Source organism: Halopiger djelfimassiliensis (genome assembly GCF_000455365.1).
Taxonomy (GTDB): Archaea; Halobacteriota; Halobacteria; order Halobacteriales; family Natrialbaceae; genus Halopiger_B; species Halopiger_B djelfimassiliensis.
The window spans coordinates 854,684-875,888 of the sequence record NZ_HG315684.1 but is presented as its reverse complement, the minus strand read 5'-3'; the positions used below and the strand labels follow the sequence as shown (position 1 = coordinate 875,888).

Here is a 21,205-nt window from a genome sequence, read left to right as displayed (position 1 = left end):
GCCGCTTGCGGTCGGAACCACAGTCAAGCGGCGACCCGTGGCTCAATCGTCGTCGGCTGCGCCGATCTGGACGTCGGCCCCGGTTCCGTCGACGGCATCCAGCAGTGACGGTGCCGTCGTCTCCCGGCCGCCGAAGTCGGGGTCGAACAACTGTAACGCGGTATTGATCGTACTCCAGTCGTCTTCGGCGGCCGCCTCGCGCAGGCTCTTGGTCGGCGGCGCGAGGAGTTGACTGACCAGTGCGTCAGCCATCGATTCGACGATCTCGCGCTGTTCCGGGGTGAACGTATCGTCCTCGAGTTGCGAAAGCGCCGTCTCGAGTTCGCGCTCTTTCATCCGCTCGGCGGACTCGTACATCGCGGCGATGACTTCGTCGGCCCGGGCGCGTTTGTACTGCTCACACAGCAGGTCGAACTCGCGGTCGATCATCGATTCGACCTCGCGGGCGGCGTCGGCGCGCCGGTCGCGTGTCTCTCGCGTGATCGACTCCAGATCGTCGAGATCGTAGACGGTCACCGTCGACAGCGTGTCCGCGTCCGGAGCGACGTCACGCGGTTGGCCGAGATCGACGACGACGCGGTCGGCAGCCCCCTCGTCCGCGAAGTGGTGAGGGTCGAGTACCGGTTCGTCGCTTCCGGTCGCCGTGACGACGGCGTCGACCTCGGTCGTAACCGTCGCGAGCGACTCGAGTGGAACGGCCGTTGTGTCGGCCACGTCGGCCAGTTCCGTGGCGAGATGGTCGGCGTGAGAGAGCGTTCGGTTCGCGATGACGAGTTCGTCGACGCCGGCATCCGCGAGGCTGCGGGCGGCGAGTCGCCCCATCTCCCCCGCCCCGACGACGAGTGCGGTCGCACCCGCGAGTGTGACTTCCTCGGCGACCAGTTTCGTCGCGGCCGAGCCAAGCGAGACGACGCCCTCGTTGATCGACGTTTCCGTCCGGGCGCGTTCGCCGACGTGAATCGCCTTCGTGACGGCGGCTTCGAGCATCGAGCCGATGCCGCCGGCGTCGCGGGCGTCCTCGTAGGCCGTCCGGACCTGCCCGATGATCTGGTCCTCGCCGAGCACGACCGACTCGAGCCCCGATGCGACACGAAGCAGGTGTCGAAGGCTCTCATCGTGGCCCGTCCATGCGACGGCGTCGTCGTCGACTGCGGCGAAAAACTCCTCGAGGGCGGCCCGGCCGACGGCGGCGTCGGTCCCGACGACGTAGGCCTCGACCCGATTACACGTCGAGAGCACGTACGCTTCCTCGACGTCGGGAACGGAGCGGAGATCGGCGACGGCGGCCCGCTGGCTCTCGGGACTGGCGGCTGCGAGGTCGTCGACGGTGCCGCTCTCGTGGGTCACCCGCGCGGCAGTGACGACTCCCGTCGGAATCACGTCCGTTCACCCCCCGTAGATAGTTCCTCGCCGAGCACGTCCTCGATCACTTGACGTGTGTTCGAAGTACCGCTACGTAAAGCTGTCCAAACCTCCGGAGAATTGACGACGCCGGTGACGATCTCGCGTCGCCGTGCCGGCGATACGTCCCGGGACTTGAGTTCGGTTCGCAACGCCCCACAGAGGTCGGCCATGGGACCGGCCCCCGCGAGCGTCTCCTCGAGTTCCTGCCGGAGGTGTTTGCTCAACGCGGGAGCGGTGCCGCCGGTTGCGATCGCGACGACGACGGGGTCTTCCCGGACCGTCGCGGGCACGACGACGCTGCCGGGATCGCGCTCGCCGGACCGATCAGCGCGGTTGACGAGGCTGCCCCGTTCGCGGGCCGCCTCGACCGCGGCTTCGTTTACGGCGTCGTCGTCGGTCGCGGCGACGACGAGCGCGGGCGCGACGCGATCGATCCACGCCCCGATGTCCGCCGGTCCGGGGGCCGCCCGGATCAGCTCGGCCGAGCCGAACGCTTCGTCGGCGAACGTGGGGCTGATCACGAGAACGTCGGCTTCGCGGGCGAACCGGCGCGCCTTCCGCGCGCCGACGGGACCGCCGCCGAAGACAAGCACCGTCGCGTTCGTGAAGTCGTGATAGAGCGGGATCATTGGTGGGAACGGTATCGCCGCCGGTCGTTAGTCGGAGACGGTATTCGAGTTGGCCCGTGCCTCCAGCCTGATGCCGGTCTTTTTCAGGATCCGCGTGGAGAACAACGAGTCCCAGTCGTCGTCGGTCACGTCCCAGTGGTCGGCCATCGTCTCGCGGACCTGCCGGATGCGGCGTCGACTCTCGGCCTCGGTGCGGCCGTGTGTCATCGCGAAGAAGTTGTACGGCCAGACGCCCTCGTGGCGCGGGCGCTCGTAACAGTGGGTGACGAAGGGTAAAGCGGCGACCTCGGGGCCGACATCGGCGACGACGTCGTCCGGAACGTTCCAGACCGTCATCCCGTTTTCCGTGTACCCGAGCGCGTAGTGGTTTGGCACGACGCCGATCCGCCGGATTTTCCCTTCGCGATCGAACCGTACGAGCGTCTCGAGCACCCACTCGCGGTCCCGCCCGATCGCGTCGGCGACGTCGGCGTAGGGCGTTTCGGTCACGGGAAGGCCGTCCTGTACCTCGAGGACGAGGTCCCGTTCGGCGGGGGAAAGCGCCGCCTCGTCGGTCGGTTCGACGTCGGGACCGAGAGCGGAGAGATCGATGCCGGCGGGTTCGTCGCCGGCTCCGTCGAGCGGGCCGTCGACGTAGAACTTGGCCTCGACGCGAAACTCCCGCTGTTTGGGCAGGTTGTAGGTCTCCTGTCCCGTCTGGCCTTCGATCTCCGAAAGGACCTCCTCGACGCGGTCCTCGTTCGCGACGGAGACGACGAACCAGACGTTCAGATGCGGGTGTTCGCGTTCGTAGTTGTGGGCCACCTCGCGGTGGTCGTTGACGTGTTTGACGATCTCGTCGAACCGATCGTCGGGGGCGTGCATGGCGACCAGCGTCGCCGCGCCGCCGATCTCTTGAGCGTTTACCAGTGGCCCGAACCGCGAGAGCACGCCGTCGGCGTCCAGTTCGCGGATCGTCTCGAGCAGCGCGGTCGCGTCGATGTCGACCCCGCGGTCGCGCATGGCCGCCGCTGCGGGCTCGAAGGGCCGGTCGACGACGGGAAAGCCGCCCTGAAAAGCGTTGACGACCGCCCGTTCGCGTTCCGTCAGGTCGCCGTCCGTGTCCATACGAGGCTCTCGGGACTGCCAAAGGATAAGGAAACCGGAGGCAGTCAACTCACTCGCCTTCGACGCCGGTCACCTCGTACCCGAGTTCCCGGATGTCCTCGAGGATCGCCTCGTGGTCGGCGCTGGCCCGGTAGTAGATGACGATATCGAAGCTGCCGTTTCGCAGGAGTTGCTGGCACTCCCAGACGAACTCCTCGTCCTCGAGCGTGAGGCCCTGATGCTGGTTCGAGGAGAAGTCGGGATCGTCGTTGCCCGAGTAGACGTAACAGTCGTTGGGCTCGTAGCCCGATCGTTCGGCGATGCTGTCGCCGATGTCGATCGTCGCCTGCATCATCTGGACGTCCTCGCTTCCCGCGTAGTCGGTGTGGACGATCGCGCCGTTGAGTTCGATGTCGCCGGGTTCGAGCAGTGCTTTGGTCCGCTGGTAGAGGTCCTCGTCGATCGCGTCCGTCATTGCCCGAACCGAGAACCGCCGGACTGATAGCCGTCACGATTCGACGGAGCCGTCCTCACGCCATTCGACGGGTCTTTTTCCTTGGCTGCGTTGCGTGGACCGCCGTTTCATTGACCCGGAATACCACACAAGACACATAATCCTCGATAACGTTTCATCGGTCGATGAAGCGCTGGTTTCGGCGGCGCGTCGATGCAATTTACGAGCGGGTCCTCTCGAGGGAAATCTCCGGCGCCCCAACGCACGTCGCGGTGATTCAGGACGGGAACCGGCGGTACGCCCGACAGAACGGCGGTAGCGCCCACGACGGTCACCGGGCGGGTGCCGAGACGGCCGAGCGCGTCCTCGAGTGGTGTCAGGAGATCGGCGTCGAGGAGTTGACGCTGTATACGTTCTCGACGGAGAACTTCGAACGACCGGCCGACGAGCGGGAAGCGCTGTTCGATCTCCTCCGTGAGAAACTCCACGAGTTCGCGGACGCCGAGCGCGTCCACGACAACGAGGTTTCCATCCGCGCGATCGGCGACATCGATCGGCTCCCCGAACGGGTACAGGAGGCTATCGAGTACGCCGAACAGCGGACGCGCACCTACGATCGGTTCGTCCTCAACATCGCGGTGGCATACGGCGGTCGCTCACAGCTGCTCGAGGCCGCACGCGGGGTCGCCACGGAGGTCGATACCGGCGAGATCGATCCCGACGAGATCGACGTCGAGACGATCGAGGACCGTCTGTACGACCGTCCGGTTCGGGACGTCGATCTGATCATCCGGCCCGGCGGCGACGAACGAACGTCGAATTTCCTCCCCTGGCATGCCAACGGGAACGAAGCGGCCGTCTACTTCTGTACGCCCTACTGGCCGGAGTTTTCGAAAACCGACTTCCTCCGCGGGATTCGGACCTACGAACACCGTGAGGAGTCGTGGCGACGAACCCGGGCACGGCGGGCGCGTGCCCTACTCGGGGCCGTCAGCGAGGCGGAACTCACCGAAGCCAAGTCGGTCCTCGATCGCTTCCGGGACTCGCTGCCGACCGGAGAACGACCCGACGTCGACGAGCTCGAGGCGAAAAACGATCCGGACGCGAACGACCAGTCGGTCGATGGCATCGATTCGGGCGGTCAGGTCGCCGACTGATCGGTGCCGCGTTCTCGAAGTACCGCGGAAACTGCTGGATCAGACGGGAAACCGTTCGCTACGCCACCAGAAGAATTTTATTAACGATTATTTCAATACTAGGCGAATGTCGCGCAGTGCTCCCGTCGACGTCGAGCGGTTCGTTCGGGTGACGGACGTTCCGGTCGACGACGCCTACACGCTCCTCGCAGACGCCCGGACACGGATCACACTCCACGTGCTTTCGGCGTGTGAAACACCGCTGTCGGTCGATCGGTTGACGAACGTGATCGCCAGATGGGACGACGCCGCGATCGATCGGGTACGGATTACGCTCGTTCACGACGTCTTGCCGACGCTCGAGGCCTACGACATCGTCGAGTACGACGGCGGGACGGTCAGAATGGAGTCCCCGGTCGTCGCGCTCGAGGAGCCGCCGGCGGAGATCGAGCGGGGGTTCGTCGGGGGTTCGGGTGAGTCGACCCCGTCGTCCGGGCCGCGGACCGAAACCGGCTCCGGGTGATCGAACGCGCTAGCGGCCGAACCGCCGCGATCGGTTACAGTACTCCCGGACCGCTCGCAGGAAGTCCCGCTTGCGGAAATCCCGCCAGTTGACGTCGGTGAAGTACAGCTCCGAGTAGACCGACTGCCAGATCATAAAGTCCGAGAGCCGCTCCGCGCCGGTTTTGATGACCAGATCCGGCTCCGACGGGAACACGAGATGTTGCTCGACGCGTTCGTCATCGATCCCTTCGGGCTCGAGTTCGCCTGCTTCGACGCTTTCGGCGAGCGTTTGGACGGCGCTTGTGAACTCGTGTTTTCCACCGAGACCGATCCCGATCTGGATCGGAGCGTCGGCACGCGATCGGTCGTCCGGATCCCGAACGGCCACCTCCCGCGGGGCGTTCATCGTCTCGAGTTCGCGTCGCAACGCGGGAATAGCTGCGGTATCGAGGACGCTCACGTAGACGGTCACGCGCGACGCGTACTCGAACGCCCACTCGAAGAAATCGGTGAGCGTCTCGTATGCACCCCGCTCGAGCAGATCCCGCTCGGTAATGACCAGCGCGATGTGTTCGGGCAGGTCGACGTCGTGGCGGCGGATTCGGAGGGCCAGATACTGTTCGTACAGTCCCACGAAATTACGTTCTCAGGGCAATACCATACAGGTTACGGGTCCGAGCCGCGAACGGGGACGGAACGGCGAGGACCACCATCTCGCTCGAGAGCCGCGCAGGACGCCGATATCGGGCGCGATTCGGGTTCGGGAACCTTCAAGTGAACGCCACAGAAAGACACCGATATCGTGACAGCACCCGTTCGGCGAGCCGGCGTCTTCGCGGCTCTCAGTACGCTCTCGCTCGCCGTTCCGCTCGTCGGCCCACAGGGGGGAGCCGTACTGGCTGCGATCGTCCTGCTCGGGGCGGTCGTCGTCACCGACGGTCCCCTGTTCGATCTCCTCGCGTATCCCGGCGATTACGAGGACGGCCGCCTCTACGGACTGATCACGTTCGTCCTCGCGGCCGTCGCACTCGGACTCGTCGCCGTCTCCTCGTCGATGTCGCTTGCGGTTTTCGTCGGCACCGTGTTCCTCATCGGATACGGGAACCTCGCCGAACGCGTTACGCGGACGTACGTCGGTGACGACGACGTTCTCGTCGTCGCCGCCTTCTGTCTCGTGGCGACGGTCGCCGCTGTTGGCGGCCAGATAGCTGCGCTTGCAGCGTCGGGTCTTGCCATCGGGCCGACGCTTCCGACGGTCGTCTTCCTCGCAGCAAGCGGCGCGTTGCTCGCTGCGCTCTTGCGCGATATGCTCCTGCTTTACGACGACCCGATCGTCATGCTCTCTGTCGGCCTCCTGTTGTGGCTGCTCGCGGAACTCGAGCCAGCACTCGGTGCCGCAGAGGTCGCCGCCGCGCTCGCGGTCACCGTCGCGCTCGGGTACGTCTCCTACGCCCTCGAGACGGCCTCGGTCGCGGGCATGCTCACCGGCGTCTTTCTCGGCCTGCTGACCATCGTCCTCGGCGGCTACGGCTGGTTCGTCGTCCTCATCGCGTTCTTCGCGATCGGCGGTCTCGCCACGAAGTTCCGCTACGAGCGCAAAGCGGAACTCGGCGTCGCCGAGGACAACGACGGCGCACGCGGGAGCGGGAACGTCCTCGGTAACGCCGCCGTCGCGCTCGCTGCGGTACTCGGCTATGCCGCAAGCTCTACCACCGTGCTTGCGGTCGATCCGATCCTGTTTCTCTTCGCGTTCACCGGTTCCGTCGCGACCGCGATGAGCGACACCCTCTCGAGCGAAATCGGCAGCGTCTTCGAGACGCCACGGCTGATTACGACGCTGGAACCGGTCGAGCCCGGAACCGACGGCGGCGTCACCTGGCAGGGCGAACTCGCCGGTCTCGTCGGTGCAGCCCTCGTCGCCGGCATCTCCTACGGACTCTTCCCCGAGGTCGACCCCATCGGCGCGGCGATCATCGTCGCCGCCGGCTTCGTCGGGATGACCGTCGATAGCGTTCTGGGTGCGACCCTCGAGGGATCGCTCCTCGGGAATCAGGGCGTAAACTTCCTCGCGACGTTGTCCGGCGCGCTCGTCTGTGCGCTGCTGGTGCTTTCGTTTGCGACGCTCGGCTGAAGGGGAGCCGACGGTTTCTCGGTCAGAAGACGCCGACCCTCGTTTTTATATCCGTCACTCGAATCGATGGATATGAACTCGAGGCGATCGATCCTCCACAATGCAGCAGCGATTGCGACCGGCGGTTTGGCGCTGCTCGGCCGGACCGCGGCCGGGTCCGTCAGTTCTCGACGAAACCGATCCACAGCGGAGTCGGCATCACGGAGCCGGAGCGGGACCGGTACTGCCGTCGGTTCCCGACCACCGACGACGATCACCGCGAGGGCAAACCGGAGTGCGATCCGGACCGCTCGCGTCCCGGAACACCTCGCTCCGTTCGTGGCGGCCCTCGAGGAGCGGATCGACCCCGTTTCCCTCGATGCGGTCCATGCCGTCACCGGCACCGCCGGCGTCGTCGACGGGACCCCGGTCACCGGTTCGGCAGTCGCGACCGGCTCGTTCCCGGCCGATACCGTCCGCTCGACGCTTCGGCAAGAGGGCTTCACTGCCGTCGAGAGCCGAGACGGTGTCGAGCGGTTCGTCGACGGTGAATTCGCCATAGCTCCGACGCGCTCGGCCGTTGCTATCGGATACAGTACCCGAGCGGGGGGCCGGCAGTCGAAGTCGGCCGCGGAACCGCAGACGAACCCGGAAACACACCCCGCTGTCGGCCACGCCGACGCCGCACTCGGCATCCGTGCTCGCGGTTCGGCAGGACGCCCCGGACCAGCGACCGCCGGTCACCTCGAGTCCGTGCCCGACGGCGACGTCAGTGCCGTCGCCGACCTCGGATCCGGAACGCGGACGCGACTTCGACGGGCACTCGCGGATGCACCCGACCCGCTGGCCGCAACCGTCGGCGTCGCCGAACGGATCGGGGCGTCGGCATCCGTCCGATCGGCCGGCCGAACCGACGTAACCTACGGGTTCGTCGTCGATCCGGATCGGGTCACGATCGATTCCCTCGAGTCCGTGCTCGAGGATGCCGACGCGAACTCCGATCGGATTCGGAACGTCCGCGTCGAACGGGACGGCCGAACGGTCGTCGTCGATGCCGACGTTTCGACGGAGGGCTTGTTGCAGGCACACGCCGACGTGCTCGACTGCTGTGCGCTATAGTGACACACCGATCGCACAGCCGTCGTGCGATCGGGTGTGCAGTGACTTGCAGTGGCTACTATAGACTGCGTCGGGTCAGTCCTCCGAGCGAGATCGAACGCCGGGAGCCGATTCGTCTCGCTCCCGCCGGGCGAGCTGTTCGACGGTGTCGAGCACGTCGTCCGAACGCCGCTGTGTGCGCGCGGTTGCTCCCGTAACCGCGAGCGTCAGGAGGATCCACGTACCGAGCAGGGCGAGTGCGGCCGTTAGCGATGGGGTCATCGGTTGCACTCGTGACCATCCCCATATCAACTCCTCGGACCGGCTCCCTTCCTGAAACGCGTGGGCATCCCTCACGAACCGCTCCCGTCGGCTCGGTGCCGTACGGCGTCGTTACTCGCCGTCCGGCGGTTCGGTCGCGATGTCGTCGATCGCGTGGATCCGGACGCTCGTCGGCCGTTTGGTGAACTGCCCGAGCGATCCGGCGACGATCCGATCGACGCCGCGATCGGCCGCGAGATCGAGCAACTGCTGTCCCAGAATCCCGTCGAAGACGACCGTCGTCGGGACCGGCTCGAGATCCGCGAGACGCTCGTAGGCCTCGCTCGCGTCGGCTTCGTCGATGACTTCGGTCTCCGCATCGAGAAACCGGACGCGATCGGTTCCCGAACGGATCACCGCCGCCGCGTGGCCGTAGACCGTCTCGGGCTCGTCGGGCTTCGTTTCGGCGTCTGTGACGTCGTCGCCCGCCGCGGCCGGCTGCTCGGCGGGACTCGAATCGGGACCGGCGGGTTCGGTCGTCGGGGAGTCACTCGAGTCGGGTGTGGAACCCGACCGGCTCGTCGCCTCCCGGTCATCGGATCCGGGATCGGCCGGCTCGTCGATCGACGGTGATACGGCGTCGGGATCGGTCGGTGCCGGCGACGGGACCGGTGCCGGGCTCGTGCTGCCGTCGGTCGCGGCCACGGCCTCGCGGGGCTCGTTTAACCCCGAAACGGTGTCGTACGCGACCTTGTTCCGGAGGGCGGCGAACAGTTCGTGGTGGTCGAGCTCCTCTACGGAACTCCCGGAGGGGGCGAAGGCGACGTAGTCGACATCGCCGACCTGCGTGAGCTCCTCGAGGATGAGATCGCCCCCGCGGTCGCCGTCGAGAAAGGCCGTAACCGTGCGGTGGCGGGTTAACTCGGCGACCGCGTCGGGGACGTTCGTTCCCTCGACCGCGATCGCGTTCTTGACGCCGTATTTCAGCAGGGTGAGCACGTCCGACCGCCCCTCGACGACGATGATGGCGTCGCTGTCGGTGACGCGGGGGCCGGCGGGCAGTCCTTCGTACTCGGTGATGTCCTCGACGCGGACGTGCTGGCGAACCTCCGCGAGGATCTCGTCCGAAGACATGACGCTATCGTCGAACCCCGTCCTGAGGAGTTCTTTCGCCCGATCGACGACCGCCTTTCGTTTGGCCGCTCGGACGTCCTCGATCTCGGTGACCTCGAGATCGGCCCGACAGGGACCGACCCGGGAGATCGTCTCGAGCGAGGCGGCGAGGGTCGCCGTTTCGACCTTGTCGAGGCTCGTCGCGATGGTGAGATGGCCGTGTGACTGTCCCTGCGTGCTTGCGATTTCGACGTCGATACGCCCGACTTTCTGTGACTGACGGAGGTCGCGGAGATCGAGTTCGTCGCCGAGCAGCCCTTCGGTCTGCCCGAAGATCGCGCCGACGACGTCGCTCCGCTCGACGACCCCGTCAGCCGTAACATCCGCGTGAATGAGGTATTTCGAGGTGTCTTCCATGGGAGATCTGCCCCGGGAGGGGGCGATGACGCGGGAGCCGCGTACTGAGATCGGTTTACGTCGAATGTGGGCCGTGATGGGCAAATAGCTGTTGACCTGTGAAGAAACACACGCGATCAGTACGTCGGTCGGTACCAGTACCAGTAGATCGTGACGGCGAGTAACACGGCCAGTCCGCCGAGGAAAAAGAGCAGCCCCGGCGGGACGGTCTGAAAGACGGCGTCGGCCCCGTCGGCGACCCCATCGCCGAGACTGTCGGCGGTCCCGTTGTCGCCGTCGAGCAGGGACCCGTTGCCGGAGATGTTTTCGGCCATCTCCTCGGAGACGTCTCCCGACGCGTCGTCGGCACCGTTCTCGTACCCGTTTTCGGCTCCGCTTTCGTATCCGTTTTCGGCACCGTTCTCCATCCCCTCCCCTGTCTCTTCGGTATCCTGTACTCCGACATCTGCGTCCGATTCGGTGCCGTCTCTGGTGTCGGCTCCGGGATCGTCGCCGCCGCTTGCATCCCCGCCTGCGTCGTCCTGGGTCGTCACCATCCCACCGTCGGTTCCCCCCGTTTGACTCCCGGAGAACCACCGCGTGAGCCCGTACTGAACGAGCAGGCTGCCTCCTGCCAGCGCGCCGACCCCGCCGATCAACCGGGAGAGCGCACGCTTTAGCTGGGCCGCCTTCGACTCGTCGCTCGTGACGATCAGCGGCCCGTCGGTGGTCGCATAGACGCTCATCTCGTTGCCACGCGAGGAGTACCAGGTGTCGACGACCTCGACGAGGCCGGCGTCCTCGAGTTTCTCCAGGTGATACCGGACGTTCTGGATCGAGGAGTCGATCGCGTCGGCGAGGTCGCTCGGCGTCGCGGGTTCGTCGTCGAGTCGGGCGTAGATCCGACGGGCCGTCGTCGAAGAGAGCGCGCTGAACACCGCGTCGGCGTCTTCTCCCTCGAGGTCGACGACCCGTGGCTGCCCGTCCTGTGTGGACGTTTCGGAACGGAACGGGAACAGACGGGCCATAGCGATCTGATTCTCATTCGCTGTCCGACACGTATACGCTTTTTCCTCCGTGAAAGAGCGATTTTACCTACGGAAAATCCCGCGCAGAAGCCGTCACGACGGACCGAAGAACGATACTCTTCGATACGGGTTGTCGAAGGAAAGGGTTACCAACGTCGGCTCCGGAGAGTCGCCCATGGGTCGTCTCGAGTCCGGTGGCTGGATCGCGGTCGCGCTCGTCCTCTGTGCGCTTGCGATCCCGTGGTTCCTGTGGGGGAACGGGCGGGTCGTCGCCGGCTTCCCGCTGTGGCTGTGGTGGCACGTCGGCTGGATGGGACTTGCATCACTCGTCTTCTGGCTGTTCACACAGCGGGCGTGGGGGATCGGCATCGAAACCGACTCGAGCGGAACGGACCCCCGGTCCGGGGGTGAGCCGCCGTGACCGTGACTCAGCAACTCGGGATCATCGTCGGCTATCTGCTGGTGGCGCTTTTCGTCGGTGTGGTCGCGTACCGGTTGACCGATCGCACGGCCGAGGACTACTACCTCGCGAGCCGGACGCTCGGAACCGTCGTGTTACTCTTTACGACGTTCGCGACGCTCCTGTCGGCCTTTACGTTCTTTGCCGGGCCGAACATCGCCTACCACGAGGGGCCCGAGTGGGTGCTGGTTATGGGGCTGATGGACGGGATCGTTTTCGCGGTCCTCTGGTACGTGATCGGCTACAAACAGTGGCTGCTCGGCCGCCGCTACGAGTACGTCACGCTCGGGGAGATGCTCGGCGACCGGTTCGCCTCACCGTGGCTTCGCGGGCTGGTCGCGGGCATCAGCCTGCTGTGGCTGTTCCCGTACGTGATGCTCCAGCAGGTCGGTGCGGGCACCGCACTCCAGGCGCTGACCGACGGGGCAGTTCCCTACGCCGTCGGCGCGGGGCTCGTGACGGCGTTTATGATCCTCTACGTCGTCGTCGCCGGAATGCGCGGTATCGCCTGGACCGATACCCTCCAGGGCGCGTTCATGCTCGTCACCACCTGGGTCGCGATGGGGTGGGTGCTCGCGGTCGTCGGCGGCCCCGGGAGTGCGACCGCCGCGCTCGAGGCCGAAGCGCCACAGTACCTCGTCCTCGGAAGCGACCACTACACGCCCCAGTGGATGCTCTCGACGGCGATCGTGATCGGGTTCGGCGTCACGATGTTCCCGCAGGTGAACCAGCGCTTTTTCGCGGCGGGCTCACGGACCGTTCTCAAGCGATCGTTCGCGCTGTGGCCGGTCCTCTGTGTGTTGCTGTTCGTCCCGTCGTTCATGCTCGGCGCGTGGGCTCGCGGCCTCGACGTCGCGGTTCCCGAGGGCGGAAACGTCCTTCCCGCGGTGCTTGCGGCGTTTACCCCCGGCTGGTTCGCCGCGCTCGTGATCGCCGGCGCGATGGCTGCGATGATGTCTTCCTCGGACTCGATGCTGCTCTCGGGGTCGTCGTACTTCACACGGGACCTCTACCGGCCGGTCCTCGAGACCCTCGGTCGCCGCCTTTCCCAGCGACGGGAGGACCTGATCGCCCGCGTCGTCGTCGTCGTCTTCGCGACCGCGGCGTTTCTCGTCAGCCTGCACCAGCCCGCGACGCTGTTCGAACTCGGGGACGCGGCTTTCAGCGGGTTCGCCCAGCTGGCGTTGCCCGTACTCGTCGCGCTGTACTGGCGGGAAACGACCCGGGCCGGGATCACCATGGGCCTCCTCGTCAGTCAGGGGTTTTACCTGACGACTCTGTTCGTCGAGCCGATCGTCGGGGGAATCGACGCCGCCGCGACGGTACTCGAGGCCATCGCGCCCGCCGTCGTGGCCGCGGCGATCGACGGCTTCGCGGCTGCACTCGGGTCCGGACTGGTGACCGTCTTCCAGGGGTCGTACGCGGGCTGGTCGGCCGGCCTCGTGGGGATGGGGATCGGCCTCGTCGTCACCGTCGGCGTCTCGCTCGTCACGACACCGGCGGCCGACGAACGGCGGGCGATCTACTTCGACGGGCTCGGTGCCGACTAACGGACAGTGCGGAGTCGGTTACGCTTCCGAGCGGCAACACCGTGAGTAGCATACCGGACTGATCTGTGGCTCACGGCCACGGGGATTAATTTCGGTCAGACTCGTGTAGAACGCATGGGTCGAGTCGATGGCCGAACGGGACGACTTCACCACCTCGAGTTGTACACGACGGAGTTCGATCGATCGAAGCGGTTTTGGGGATGGTTGTTGCCCGAACTGGGATACGAACCGTATCAGGAGTGGGACGGTGGAACGTCGTGGAAACGAGGGGAGACGTACCTCGTTCTCGCCCACGCCGACGCGAGCGATGGCGTCCCGTTCGATCGTCGGCGGCCCGGTCTGAATCACGTCGCCTTTCACGCGGCGTCCCGGGACCACGTCGATGAAATGACCCGGAAATTCCGTGAGCGGGGTGTTCCGATCCTCTATGAGGACCAGCATCCGTATGCGGGCGGCGACGACCACTACGCGGTATACGCCGAAGATCCGGATGGAATCAAGGTCGAACTCGTTGCACCACAGGCGTGAGTGGGTATCCTGTCGCTCCGGTCCCAGTGCAAAGCGGCGGGCGACACCATCGATCGAAGCTTGCGGTATCGGCAGACCGAAAAGTGACGATAGCCTATGGTCGGTCGATGACGACCGACCTGCCGGACTCGTTAGCGGAGACGTGGCAGCCGCTGGGAACGCGAACCGGAGAGACGAGCGTGCTGGTCGCCTCGATCACCGCCGAGACGACCCTGTACGGGCCGACCGAACCGGAGATCCGGGCCGACCGCGGCGAGAGCGCGATCCCACCTCGTTCACTGTTCGCGGTCGATCTGGACGTCTCCCCGTCGCTTTCGTCGATCGGTATCTCGCCCGATTCGGTCCTCTCGAAAGCCGCACCCGAAGCGAAATCTCAGTTCGTCGAGACGATCGAGGGCGAAGGGCTGGCCGTCGAGAACACCCGCGAAACCCACGAGTTCGAGGCCCAAAACGGCACCGCAGGGATCTGGTACGTCCTCGAGGCGTCGTACCCGATCGATTCCGGCGACGGAACCCCCCGAATCGCGACCGAGGCTCACGTCGCCGTCTGGCCGACCGAGACGAGTTACGGGGTGGCGGGCGGAACGGTGCCACTCGAGACGCCGGACGCGGCGGGCGGGTCGAACGAGGACGGTCTCGCGGTCGATCCGGAGCGTGATCGCGAAACGATCGCGACGCTGGTTCGAACGGTCGACCTCGGTACGTGACGCGACGAAAGTCGCCGGATTTTCCCTGAACTCCGGGACCGTAGCACACGCTCGCAGCGACGTGCTGGGATTGATTACGACGCCGCCCCACGTCTCGGACATGCAAACGCACATCGTTCCGGTCGGGTTCGACTACGACCGGCTGATCGCGCCGCTGGTGCGCGATCAGATCGACGTCGACAGCGTCATCCTGCTCGAGGGGGCCGTCGGCAGCGAGGCGAACGTCGAGTACTCCCGGCACCTCTCGGAAAAGCTCGAGACCGACTTCCGGAGCCTGCTCGGTGCCGAAACCGAACGGTTCGTGCTCGAAGACGTCTACGACTACGACGCCGCCTTCGAACAGGCCTACGAACTCATCACCGCGGAACTCGACCGGGGCAACGAGGTCTGGGTCAACGTCGCCGCGATGCCCCGGACGGTTAGCTTCGCGTTCGCCAACGCCGCCCACTCGCTGATGGTCGAACGACAGGAGGATCGCGAGCACATCCACACCTACTACACCGCCCCGGAGAAGTACCTCGAGACGGAACTCGCCGAGGAACTGCGCGAACAGATCGCGCTGCTCGAGGATCTCGCGGACCGCGAGCGACGAGCCGCCCGGACGGACGGGGCCGAGGGGGACGCGGAGGGAATCGCCGCCGACCGGATCGCCGACCGGCTCGAGAGCGCCCGGGACCTCCTCGACGAGTTCGACGAACGTGGGACGACGATCGGCGCGAAGGAGATCGGCGGAGACCACATCGTCGAACTACCGGTTGCGACCTTCTCGAACGTCAAACCCTTCGAGGAACTCATCCTCTATAAACTCGGGGAGGACGGGGAGTTCGATTCGGTCTCGGAACTCGCCGAATCGCTCGCCCGCGAGCTAAACGAAGAGTACACCGACAGCTTCCGATCGAAGGTCATCTACAACGTCGACCGACTCGGTCCCGGCGGGAAAGGCTACATCGAACGCGAAGAGCACGGGAAGTCCTACCGAACGCGGCTCTCCCGGATCGGCGAACTGTGGGTCAGAGCACACTCGGACGACGGGACCGATGACTGACGAGCGCCGGCGAACACGGCCGCAGGCGGCGCTGCGTCAGATGATGCCGACGGCGGAGGTGATGACATACAGGTTGAGGGCAGCGAATCCAGTGGTAAACACCACGACTGCGAGCGCGTACGCGGCCGGACCGGACGGGGTTGCTCGTTTGAGATCCCGGAAGCCCCTGCTTCGGAGGTTGTGCAGCCCGAACGCGTCCACGACGACCCAGTAACCGTCTCCCTCGATGAGCGGGTTGAGGACGAACAGCATCCGCGCGCCGATCAACAGCGCCAGAAACCCGAGCACGTGCCGATCGGGAGCGGCGACGAACGCCGCCGCGAAGGTCGCCGCGACGAGGGCGTCGACGAACGGGCCGGCGAGACTGATCCAGATCCGGGCGTTGCGCGGACATGCCCACGCGTCGGTGGTGCGCGTAATGACGGCCGGAATGATCTTGTTCAGCCATCCGAACCTGATCGTCGGCGTGAAGTACCGCCGGCTCGCGGTGTAGTGTCCGAGTTCGTGGATCGCCGTCGAGGCGAGTAAAATCGGCAACACGAGTACTGCAAACTCCAGCCCGAACGGGAGTTCGGACGGCAGGCGCCGGAGTTCGGCCCGCCGGATCGCGAGACACGCCAGCCAGAGCGCGACCATCGCCGCGAACGCTCCGACTCGAGGCCACAGTCTGATGTCGGACGGCGTCTCGTGGTGCGTGATCTCGCCGCCACGTCGCAGGTAGCCTTCGTCGGCGAGGAGTGCGATCGTTTGTCGGACCCGCGGGTCGACCGACGCCGGTTCACACTCGGAGTGAGCCAGCTCGCGCAACCGGTCGAAAAACGACGGGTCGAGCCGCTTGTAGTCGCCGTCGTCGTTGCGAAGCCACGTCGTTCCGTCGGTTTCACCCCAGGTGAAGCCGAACTCGCCACGGAGCAGTTCGTCGACGCCGGACTCGTCGGCCGTCGATGCGTTGGTCATGCTCGGTCGCCGGTGTCAGGTGTCGCCAGAAATTCCGCAAGCGCACCCGCAACATCGGTTCCGGCGAGGTCGTCGAACGCCGCGAACATCGGCGACGGGTTGGCCTCGAGGACGCAGAACCGATCCGCGCCGGCGACGATGTCGACGCCGGCAAACGACAGGTCGAGCGCGGCCGCCGTCTCGACCGCGGCCCGTTCGAGGTCGGTCTCGAGGGACGCGGGATCGATCCGTTCGACGTCGTGGTCTTCCGTCCGGTAGTCCAGTTCGTCGGAGACGATCCGTGCGGCGGCGACGACCTCTCCGCCGACGACGAACAGGCGGATATCCTCGCCCTCGATCCGTTCCTGAAACTGGACCGGGGAGTTCGAGAGCAACTCGAGTCGGTCGTCGGTCAGGTCGTCGTCGGTCAGGAGGCTGGCGTAGCCGCCACCGCCGACCGGTTTGTAGACGACCTCGTCGACGCGATCCGCGAACGCACGAACTGCATCCGGATCGGTCGTCGTAAGGGTGTTCGGGATCGGGATCCCGGCCCCCCCGAGGACCGACAGCTGCCACGGTTTTTGTCGGTGAATATCCAGCGTGTCCAGCGGGTTGACCAGCCTGACGCCGCGGTCGGCAAGGTGTGCGAGCATCGACTCGACGACGGCCTGATACTCCCGGAGCTGGTTTATGAGCGCGAACGGTCGTTCCTCGAGTCGATCCCGGTAGTCGGGCAGTCGGGGGTTGAGCGCGAAGTTCCGCAGATAGACGGTGTGAATCGAGGACGGATCGACCGCGGTGTCGCCGACGGCCAGCCGCGTCGTCGCACCGTCCTGTCGAACGGTGAGCGAGCCGTCGTCGGGCCACTCGTCCGCATCCCAGACCGTTGTCTCGACGCTTCGCTGCTCGAGTTCGTTCTCGACGGCGGTGAGTTGCGGATCCGAACCGGGGCCGAGTAACAGGACACCCATAGTTACCAGTGTGTTATATTAGGTAATAAAACTGTGTTGTGTATGGACACGTTCGGCGTCTCGGACCGTCATGCCGGTTCGATCGCGTGGACCGTCGCGAACGGGTTCCGAACCGGATAGTGACATCCATGTACACACATAGTAGTGATAGCCATTTACATGCATGCCCATCAAATTCTATATGGATCTTTTGTACATAACCTATGATTTGAGTGTGAAAGCTTACTGTTTATTGCCCCCATAGTATCGCTTGCAATGTCCGACAAAACCGACGATCCGGTCCACTTCGTGGAGGACCTCGAAGAACGGTCGAACGCGGCAACGCTCGACTCGATCACGACCCTGGCAACCGGCGAGTGTCCTGAAAAGTGCTCCTAATCTCGCCCGCGTAACTCGGTCCCTTTTTTCGTGCCGTCGACGTGCGTTCGGGTAGTCCCGGTGATCCGTGTATCGTCTCGGACGCGAAACATCTAACACGATCCCCATCCGAACTTCAGGGTATGAGCCAGTCCGTCGCGGTCCCGGCTGCAGCCGTTTTCGTAGGGGCCTCGTAGCCCCGCATTTCCCGCCCCGTTTCGACGGATGTATTGTCGCCGACCAGCATTCACAGCACAACGACGACTATGGATCAGCGCCAACTGCACGTTTCGACGACGTATCGACGACGCCCGCGGCGGGCGGTGAGAGCATGAGTATGGACGCGCCCGAACAGACCGACGAACCGAGCCTCGAGGGCGACTACGAGCCGGAGACGGTCGAATCCCGCTGGCAACAGCGGTGGGTCGACGAGGACGTCTACGCCTACGAAAGCGATCCGGAACGCGACCCGAACACCGTCTACGCTATCGATACGCCGCCGCCGACGGTCTCGGGGAGTCTGCACATGGGCCATCTCTACGGCCACACGCTACAGGACTTCGCCGCGCGGTTCCAGCGAATGCACGACGGTGCGGTCCTCTTTCCGTTCGGCTACGACGACAACGGGATCGCAAGCGAACGACTGACCGAAAAGGAGCTGGATATCCGCCACCAGGACTACGAGCGCCGCGAGTTCCAACAGCTCTGTCGCGAGGTCTGTCAGGAGTACGAGGCCGAGTTCACGGAGAAGATGCAGGGGCTTGGGTGTTCGATCGACTGGAACAACACCTACAAGACGATCGAACCCCGCGTCCAGCGCATCTCCCAGCTTTCGTTCCTCGATCTCTACGAGAAGGGCCGGGAGTACCGAAAGAAAGCGCCGGCGATCTGGTGTCCCGACTGCGAAACGGCCATCTCGCAGGTCGAGATGGAGGACGACGAGCGCGGTTCGCATTTCAACGACATCGCGTTCGAACTGGTCGGTGACGACACACCCCGCGACGAGTTCGTCATCTCAACGACGCGCCCCGAACTCATCCCCGCCTGCGTCTCGGTCTTCGTCCACCCCGACGACGAGGCGAATCAGGATCTCGTCGGCGAAACCGCTCGCATCCCGATCTTCGGCCACGAGGTGCCGATCATCGCGGACGAGCGCGTCGACATGGAGAAAGGCAGCGGGATCGTCATGTGCTGTACCTTCGGCGACCAGAAGGACATCGAGTGGTATCAGGCTCACGACCTGCCGCTGCGCGTCGCCATCGACGAGTCCGCGACGATGACCGACCTCGCCGGCGACTACGAAGGGCTGTCTACCGAGGACGCCCGCGAGGCCATCGTCGAGGATCTGGACGCTGAAGGGTACCTGCGGGACCGCTGGGAGATCTCCCACACGGTGCAGGTCCACGAGCGCTGCGAGACGCCCGTCGAGTTCCGGGTCTCCAAGCAGTGGTACGTCGAGATGCTCGACCACAAAGACGAGTATCTCGAGGCCGGCCGCGAGATGGACTGGTACCCCGAGAAGATGTTTACTCGCTATAAGCACTGGATCGAGGGCCTCGAGTGGGACTGGCTGATCTCCCGCCAGCGCGACTCGGGCATTCCGTTCCCGGTCTGGTACTGTGGGGACTGCGATCACGAAATCGTGGCCGCAAAGGAGGACCTGCCGGTCGACCCCCTGAGCGACGATCCGCCGGTCGATAGCTGTCCCGAGTGTGGCGGCGACGAGTTCGTCCCCGAGGACGACGTCTTCGATACGTGGGCGACCTCCTCGCTGACGCCGCTGATCAACGCCGGCTGGGACTGGGACGCCGACGCCGAGACGTTCCGGATGGAGAAGCCGGAACTGTATCCTTTCGACCTGCGTCCGCAGGGCCACGACATCATCTCGTTCTGGCTGTTCCACACCGTCGTCAAGTGTTACGAACACACCGGCGAGGTGCCGTTCGACGCGACGATGATCAACGGCCACGTGCTGGACGAGAACCGGGAGAAGATGTCCAAATCGAAGGGCAACATCGTCGCCCCCGACGAGGTGCTCGCGGACTACCCCGTCGACGCGGTTCGATTCTGGGCCGCAAGCGCCGCCGTCGGCGACGACTTCCCGTATCAGGAGAAGGATCTCCGGGCCGGCGAGAAGCTCCTGCGCAAACTCTGGAACGCCTCGAAACTCGTCGATACGCTCGCACCGCGCGATCCCGAGAAGCCCGACGAGCTCGAGGCGATCGACCGCTGGCTGCTGGCCGAACTCGACGACGCCATCGAGGAGTTGACCGCCCAACTCGAGGACTACGAGTTCGCGAAGGCCCGCGACCGCCTGCGAACCTTCTTCTGGAACACCTTCTGCGACGACTACCTCGAGATCGCGAAGGGACGCGAGGACAACCCCTCGACACAGTACGCCTTGCGGACCGCCCACCGAACCTTCCTCGAGTTGTGGGCCCCGTTCCTGCCCCACGCGACGGAGGAAATCTGGCAGGCCGTCTACACTGACGACGGTGCCGATCTCGAGGACAGCAGTATCCACACCCGCGACTGGCCCACTCCGCAGGGGTACGAGGCCGATCTCGAGGCCGGCGAAACCGCCATGGAGGTCATCTCGGCGCTGCGACGCTACAAGAGCGAGAACCAGTTGCCGCTGAACGCTGACCTCGAGTCGGTGTCGGTCTACGGCCCCATCGAGGGCTTCGAAGGGGCGATCCGGAACGTGATGCACGTTCAGGAGCTGACGGTGCTCGAGGACGAGCCCGAGGTGACGACCGAAATCGCCTCGATCGATCTCGATTACTCGACGCTCGGACCGAAGTTCGGCTCGAAAGTCGGCGATATCGACGCGGGCATCGAAAGCGGTGACTACGAACTCGACCGCGACGCCGGGGTTCTCCGGGTCGCCGGCGAGGAACTCGCGGCCGACCTCTTCGAGGTCGAGTACGAGCGAACCTACTCCGGCGAGGGCGAGATGATCGAAACCGAGTCGGCGGTCGTCATCCTCGAGTGAGCGCGAACTGACTCGACCCGGTCGCGTTTCGGCCCGGTCGGAACCGACGTCGACGGAAACCGTGGATATCGGCGCTGTGCCTGATTTTATCGACCAGCGCTTCAGCAGGACGACCTGTCACAGAACGTCGGAGCCGTGTCCGTCGACGAACTCACCGCGCAGGTCGCCTTCGGGGCGGCGAGCCGTCACGTCCACGGCTCGAGTCGGCCGTGATCGGGTTCCGCCACGCTCCCCTTCCGAAACTGGTCGAAGCGGGCGTCGTGCGGTACGATTCCGCTGTCGGAACGATCGAACGGCGGTCCACAGCGGCCGCGCTCGATCCGTACCCGAACTCGCACGCCGTCAGGGCGTGGAGTCGGACTCAGGAGCCGTTACAGGAGGAACAGCACAATGTCACGGCCTTCAGGCCGTGGATACGTGCGTAAGCATGATCGGGC

21 protein-coding genes are annotated in these 21,205 nt (G+C 65.2%); 11 read left to right on the top strand and 10 right to left on the bottom strand.

Features of this window, described 5'->3' with window-relative positions; all coding sequences use genetic code 11:
• Positions 1-42: 42 nt before the first annotated feature.
• The 4 genes from hemA to TX80_RS04290 are packed head-to-tail and all read right to left on the bottom strand — an operon-like array spanning position 43 to position 3,594.
• On the bottom strand, positions 43-1,380 hold the full coding sequence (hemA, locus tag TX80_RS04305) for a glutamyl-tRNA reductase (protein ID WP_049921687.1): 1,338 nt from the start codon (positions 1,378-1,380) through the stop codon (positions 43-45).
• Positions 1,377-2,033 (bottom strand): precorrin-2 dehydrogenase/sirohydrochlorin ferrochelatase family protein, encoded by a 657-nt coding sequence (locus TX80_RS04300; RefSeq protein WP_049921686.1) that lies wholly within the window; start codon positions 2,031-2,033, stop codon positions 1,377-1,379. Before TX80_RS04300 ends, hemA begins: the two co-directional genes overlap by 4 nt.
• A gap of 27 nt (positions 2,034-2,060) precedes the next feature.
• Positions 2,061-3,140 carry a siroheme decarboxylase subunit beta gene (gene ahbB / locus TX80_RS04295; RefSeq protein ID WP_049921685.1) on the bottom strand — a complete coding sequence of 360 codons (1,080 nt, stop codon included), beginning with the start codon at positions 3,138-3,140 and terminating at the stop codon, positions 2,061-2,063.
• 49 nt (positions 3,141-3,189) lie between these two features.
• The gene (locus tag TX80_RS04290) at positions 3,190-3,594 is read right to left on the bottom strand and encodes a DUF5778 family protein (protein WP_049921683.1); all 405 of its coding nucleotides are present in this window, start codon (positions 3,592-3,594) and stop codon (positions 3,190-3,192) included.
• A 164-nt stretch (positions 3,595-3,758) separates the two neighbouring features.
• Here TX80_RS04290 and uppS point away from each other — a divergent pair, with 164 nt between their 5' ends.
• The gene (gene uppS / locus TX80_RS04285; RefSeq protein ID WP_049921682.1) at positions 3,759-4,730 is read left to right on the top strand and encodes a polyprenyl diphosphate synthase; all 972 of its coding nucleotides are present in this window, start codon (positions 3,759-3,761) and stop codon (positions 4,728-4,730) included.
• Positions 4,731-4,836: 106 nt separating this feature from the next.
• A complete protein-coding gene (locus tag TX80_RS04280; protein WP_049921680.1) occupies positions 4,837-5,232 on the top strand; it encodes a DUF7344 domain-containing protein in 396 nt (131 codons plus the stop codon).
• Between the two features lie 9 nt (positions 5,233-5,241).
• On the opposite strand, the gene TX80_RS04275 is transcribed toward TX80_RS04280, so the two are convergent.
• Positions 5,242-5,847, bottom strand: a complete 606-nt coding sequence (locus TX80_RS04275; RefSeq protein ID WP_049921677.1) for an undecaprenyl diphosphate synthase family protein — start codon at positions 5,845-5,847, stop codon at positions 5,242-5,244.
• 168 nt (positions 5,848-6,015) lie between these two features.
• On the opposite strand from TX80_RS04275, the gene TX80_RS04270 reads away from it, so the two are divergent.
• Both TX80_RS04270 and TX80_RS04265 read left to right on the top strand, forming a co-directional pair.
• Entirely contained in the window at positions 6,016-7,344 is a 1,329-nt protein-coding gene (locus TX80_RS04270) for a DUF92 domain-containing protein (RefSeq protein ID WP_049921676.1), read from the top strand.
• Positions 7,345-7,416: 72 nt separating this feature from the next.
• Entirely contained in the window at positions 7,417-8,442 is a 1,026-nt protein-coding gene (locus tag TX80_RS04265; protein WP_049921675.1) for a hypothetical protein, read from the top strand.
• A 75-nt stretch (positions 8,443-8,517) separates the two neighbouring features.
• On the opposite strand, the gene TX80_RS04260 is transcribed toward TX80_RS04265, so the two are convergent.
• The 3 genes from TX80_RS04260 to TX80_RS04250 form a co-directional block, all read right to left on the bottom strand.
• Positions 8,518-8,703, bottom strand: coding sequence for a hypothetical protein (locus TX80_RS04260; protein WP_049921673.1), 186 nt, complete (start codon positions 8,701-8,703; stop codon positions 8,518-8,520).
• Positions 8,704-8,814: 111 nt separating this feature from the next.
• Positions 8,815-10,212, bottom strand: a complete 1,398-nt coding sequence (gene dnaG, locus TX80_RS04255) for a DNA primase DnaG (protein WP_049921672.1) — start codon at positions 10,210-10,212, stop codon at positions 8,815-8,817.
• 116 nt (positions 10,213-10,328) lie between these two features.
• Entirely contained in the window at positions 10,329-11,219 is an 891-nt protein-coding gene (locus TX80_RS04250) for an ArsR/SmtB family transcription factor (protein WP_049921671.1), read from the bottom strand.
• Positions 11,220-11,394: 175 nt separating this feature from the next.
• Here TX80_RS04250 and TX80_RS04245 point away from each other — a divergent pair, with 175 nt between their 5' ends.
• From TX80_RS04245 to TX80_RS04225, 5 genes are all read left to right on the top strand, one after another.
• Complete coding sequence (locus tag TX80_RS04245; RefSeq protein WP_049921669.1) at positions 11,395-11,640, top strand: DUF3311 domain-containing protein; 246 nt, start codon at positions 11,395-11,397, stop codon at positions 11,638-11,640.
• Complete coding sequence (locus TX80_RS04240) at positions 11,637-13,229, top strand: sodium:solute symporter family protein (protein ID WP_049921668.1); 1,593 nt, start codon at positions 11,637-11,639, stop codon at positions 13,227-13,229. The genes TX80_RS04245 and TX80_RS04240 overlap by 4 nt, the downstream gene beginning before the upstream one ends.
• A gap of 114 nt (positions 13,230-13,343) precedes the next feature.
• The gene (locus TX80_RS04235; protein ID WP_049921666.1) at positions 13,344-13,757 is read left to right on the top strand and encodes a VOC family protein; all 414 of its coding nucleotides are present in this window, start codon (positions 13,344-13,346) and stop codon (positions 13,755-13,757) included.
• A 107-nt stretch (positions 13,758-13,864) separates the two neighbouring features.
• Positions 13,865-14,464, top strand: coding sequence for a hypothetical protein (locus TX80_RS04230; protein ID WP_049921665.1), 600 nt, complete (start codon positions 13,865-13,867; stop codon positions 14,462-14,464).
• A gap of 100 nt (positions 14,465-14,564) precedes the next feature.
• On the top strand, positions 14,565-15,509 hold the full coding sequence (locus TX80_RS04225) for an HFX_2341 family transcriptional regulator (RefSeq protein WP_049922198.1): 945 nt from the start codon (positions 14,565-14,567) through the stop codon (positions 15,507-15,509).
• A 36-nt stretch (positions 15,510-15,545) separates the two neighbouring features.
• Here TX80_RS04225 and TX80_RS04220 read toward each other — a convergent pair whose 3' ends face one another.
• Both TX80_RS04220 and TX80_RS04215 read right to left on the bottom strand, forming a co-directional pair.
• Complete coding sequence (locus TX80_RS04220; protein WP_049921662.1) at positions 15,546-16,466, bottom strand: hypothetical protein; 921 nt, start codon at positions 16,464-16,466, stop codon at positions 15,546-15,548.
• Complete coding sequence (locus TX80_RS04215) at positions 16,463-17,416, bottom strand: ATP-grasp domain-containing protein (protein ID WP_049921661.1); 954 nt, start codon at positions 17,414-17,416, stop codon at positions 16,463-16,465. Before TX80_RS04215 ends, TX80_RS04220 begins: the two co-directional genes overlap by 4 nt.
• A 255-nt stretch (positions 17,417-17,671) precedes the next feature.
• Between TX80_RS04215 and TX80_RS19925 the strand changes: the two genes are divergently transcribed.
• Together TX80_RS19925 and TX80_RS04210 are read left to right on the top strand one after the other, a co-directional pair.
• Positions 17,672-17,794 carry a hypothetical protein gene (locus TX80_RS19925; RefSeq protein ID WP_268258129.1) on the top strand — a complete coding sequence of 41 codons (123 nt, stop codon included), beginning with the start codon at positions 17,672-17,674 and terminating at the stop codon, positions 17,792-17,794.
• A 310-nt stretch (positions 17,795-18,104) separates the two neighbouring features.
• Positions 18,105-20,768: a valine--tRNA ligase gene (locus tag TX80_RS04210; protein ID WP_049921660.1), complete on the top strand. Its 2,664-nt coding sequence runs from the start codon at positions 18,105-18,107 to the stop codon at positions 20,766-20,768.
• Positions 20,769-21,205 lie beyond the last annotated feature (437 nt).

Bases quoted from the DNA above. Each gene is read 5' to 3' on its own strand.
- uppS (WP_049921682.1), top strand. From the start codon at position 3,759: ATGAAGCGCTGGTTTCGGCGGCGCGTCGATGCAATTTACGAGCGGGTC.
- TX80_RS04250 (WP_049921671.1), bottom strand. From the start codon at position 11,219: ATGGCCCGTCTGTTCCCGTTCCGTTCCGAAACGTCCACACAGGACGGG.
- TX80_RS04290 (WP_049921683.1), bottom strand. From the start codon at position 3,594: ATGACGGACGCGATCGACGAGGACCTCTACCAGCGGACCAAAGCACTG.
- dnaG (WP_049921672.1), bottom strand. From the start codon at position 10,212: ATGGAAGACACCTCGAAATACCTCATTCACGCGGATGTTACGGCTGAC.
- TX80_RS04300 (WP_049921686.1), bottom strand. From the start codon at position 2,033: ATGATCCCGCTCTATCACGACTTCACGAACGCGACGGTGCTTGTCTTC.
- ahbB (WP_049921685.1), bottom strand. From the start codon at position 3,140: ATGGACACGGACGGCGACCTGACGGAACGCGAACGGGCGGTCGTCAAC.
- TX80_RS04225 (WP_049922198.1), top strand. From the start codon at position 14,565: ATGCAAACGCACATCGTTCCGGTCGGGTTCGACTACGACCGGCTGATC.
- TX80_RS04280 (WP_049921680.1), top strand. From the start codon at position 4,837: ATGTCGCGCAGTGCTCCCGTCGACGTCGAGCGGTTCGTTCGGGTGACG.
- TX80_RS04260 (WP_049921673.1), bottom strand. From the start codon at position 8,703: ATGACCCCATCGCTAACGGCCGCACTCGCCCTGCTCGGTACGTGGATC.
- TX80_RS04220 (WP_049921662.1), bottom strand. From the start codon at position 16,466: ATGACCAACGCATCGACGGCCGACGAGTCCGGCGTCGACGAACTGCTC.
- TX80_RS04245 (WP_049921669.1), top strand. From the start codon at position 11,395: ATGGGTCGTCTCGAGTCCGGTGGCTGGATCGCGGTCGCGCTCGTCCTC.
- TX80_RS04230 (WP_049921665.1), top strand. From the start codon at position 13,865: ATGACGACCGACCTGCCGGACTCGTTAGCGGAGACGTGGCAGCCGCTG.
- TX80_RS04215 (WP_049921661.1), bottom strand. From the start codon at position 17,416: ATGGGTGTCCTGTTACTCGGCCCCGGTTCGGATCCGCAACTCACCGCC.
- TX80_RS19925 (WP_268258129.1), top strand. From the start codon at position 17,672: ATGTCCGACAAAACCGACGATCCGGTCCACTTCGTGGAGGACCTCGAA.
- TX80_RS04265 (WP_049921675.1), top strand. From the start codon at position 7,417: ATGAACTCGAGGCGATCGATCCTCCACAATGCAGCAGCGATTGCGACC.
- TX80_RS04210 (WP_049921660.1), top strand. From the start codon at position 18,105: ATGAGTATGGACGCGCCCGAACAGACCGACGAACCGAGCCTCGAGGGC.
- TX80_RS04235 (WP_049921666.1), top strand. From the start codon at position 13,344: ATGGGTCGAGTCGATGGCCGAACGGGACGACTTCACCACCTCGAGTTG.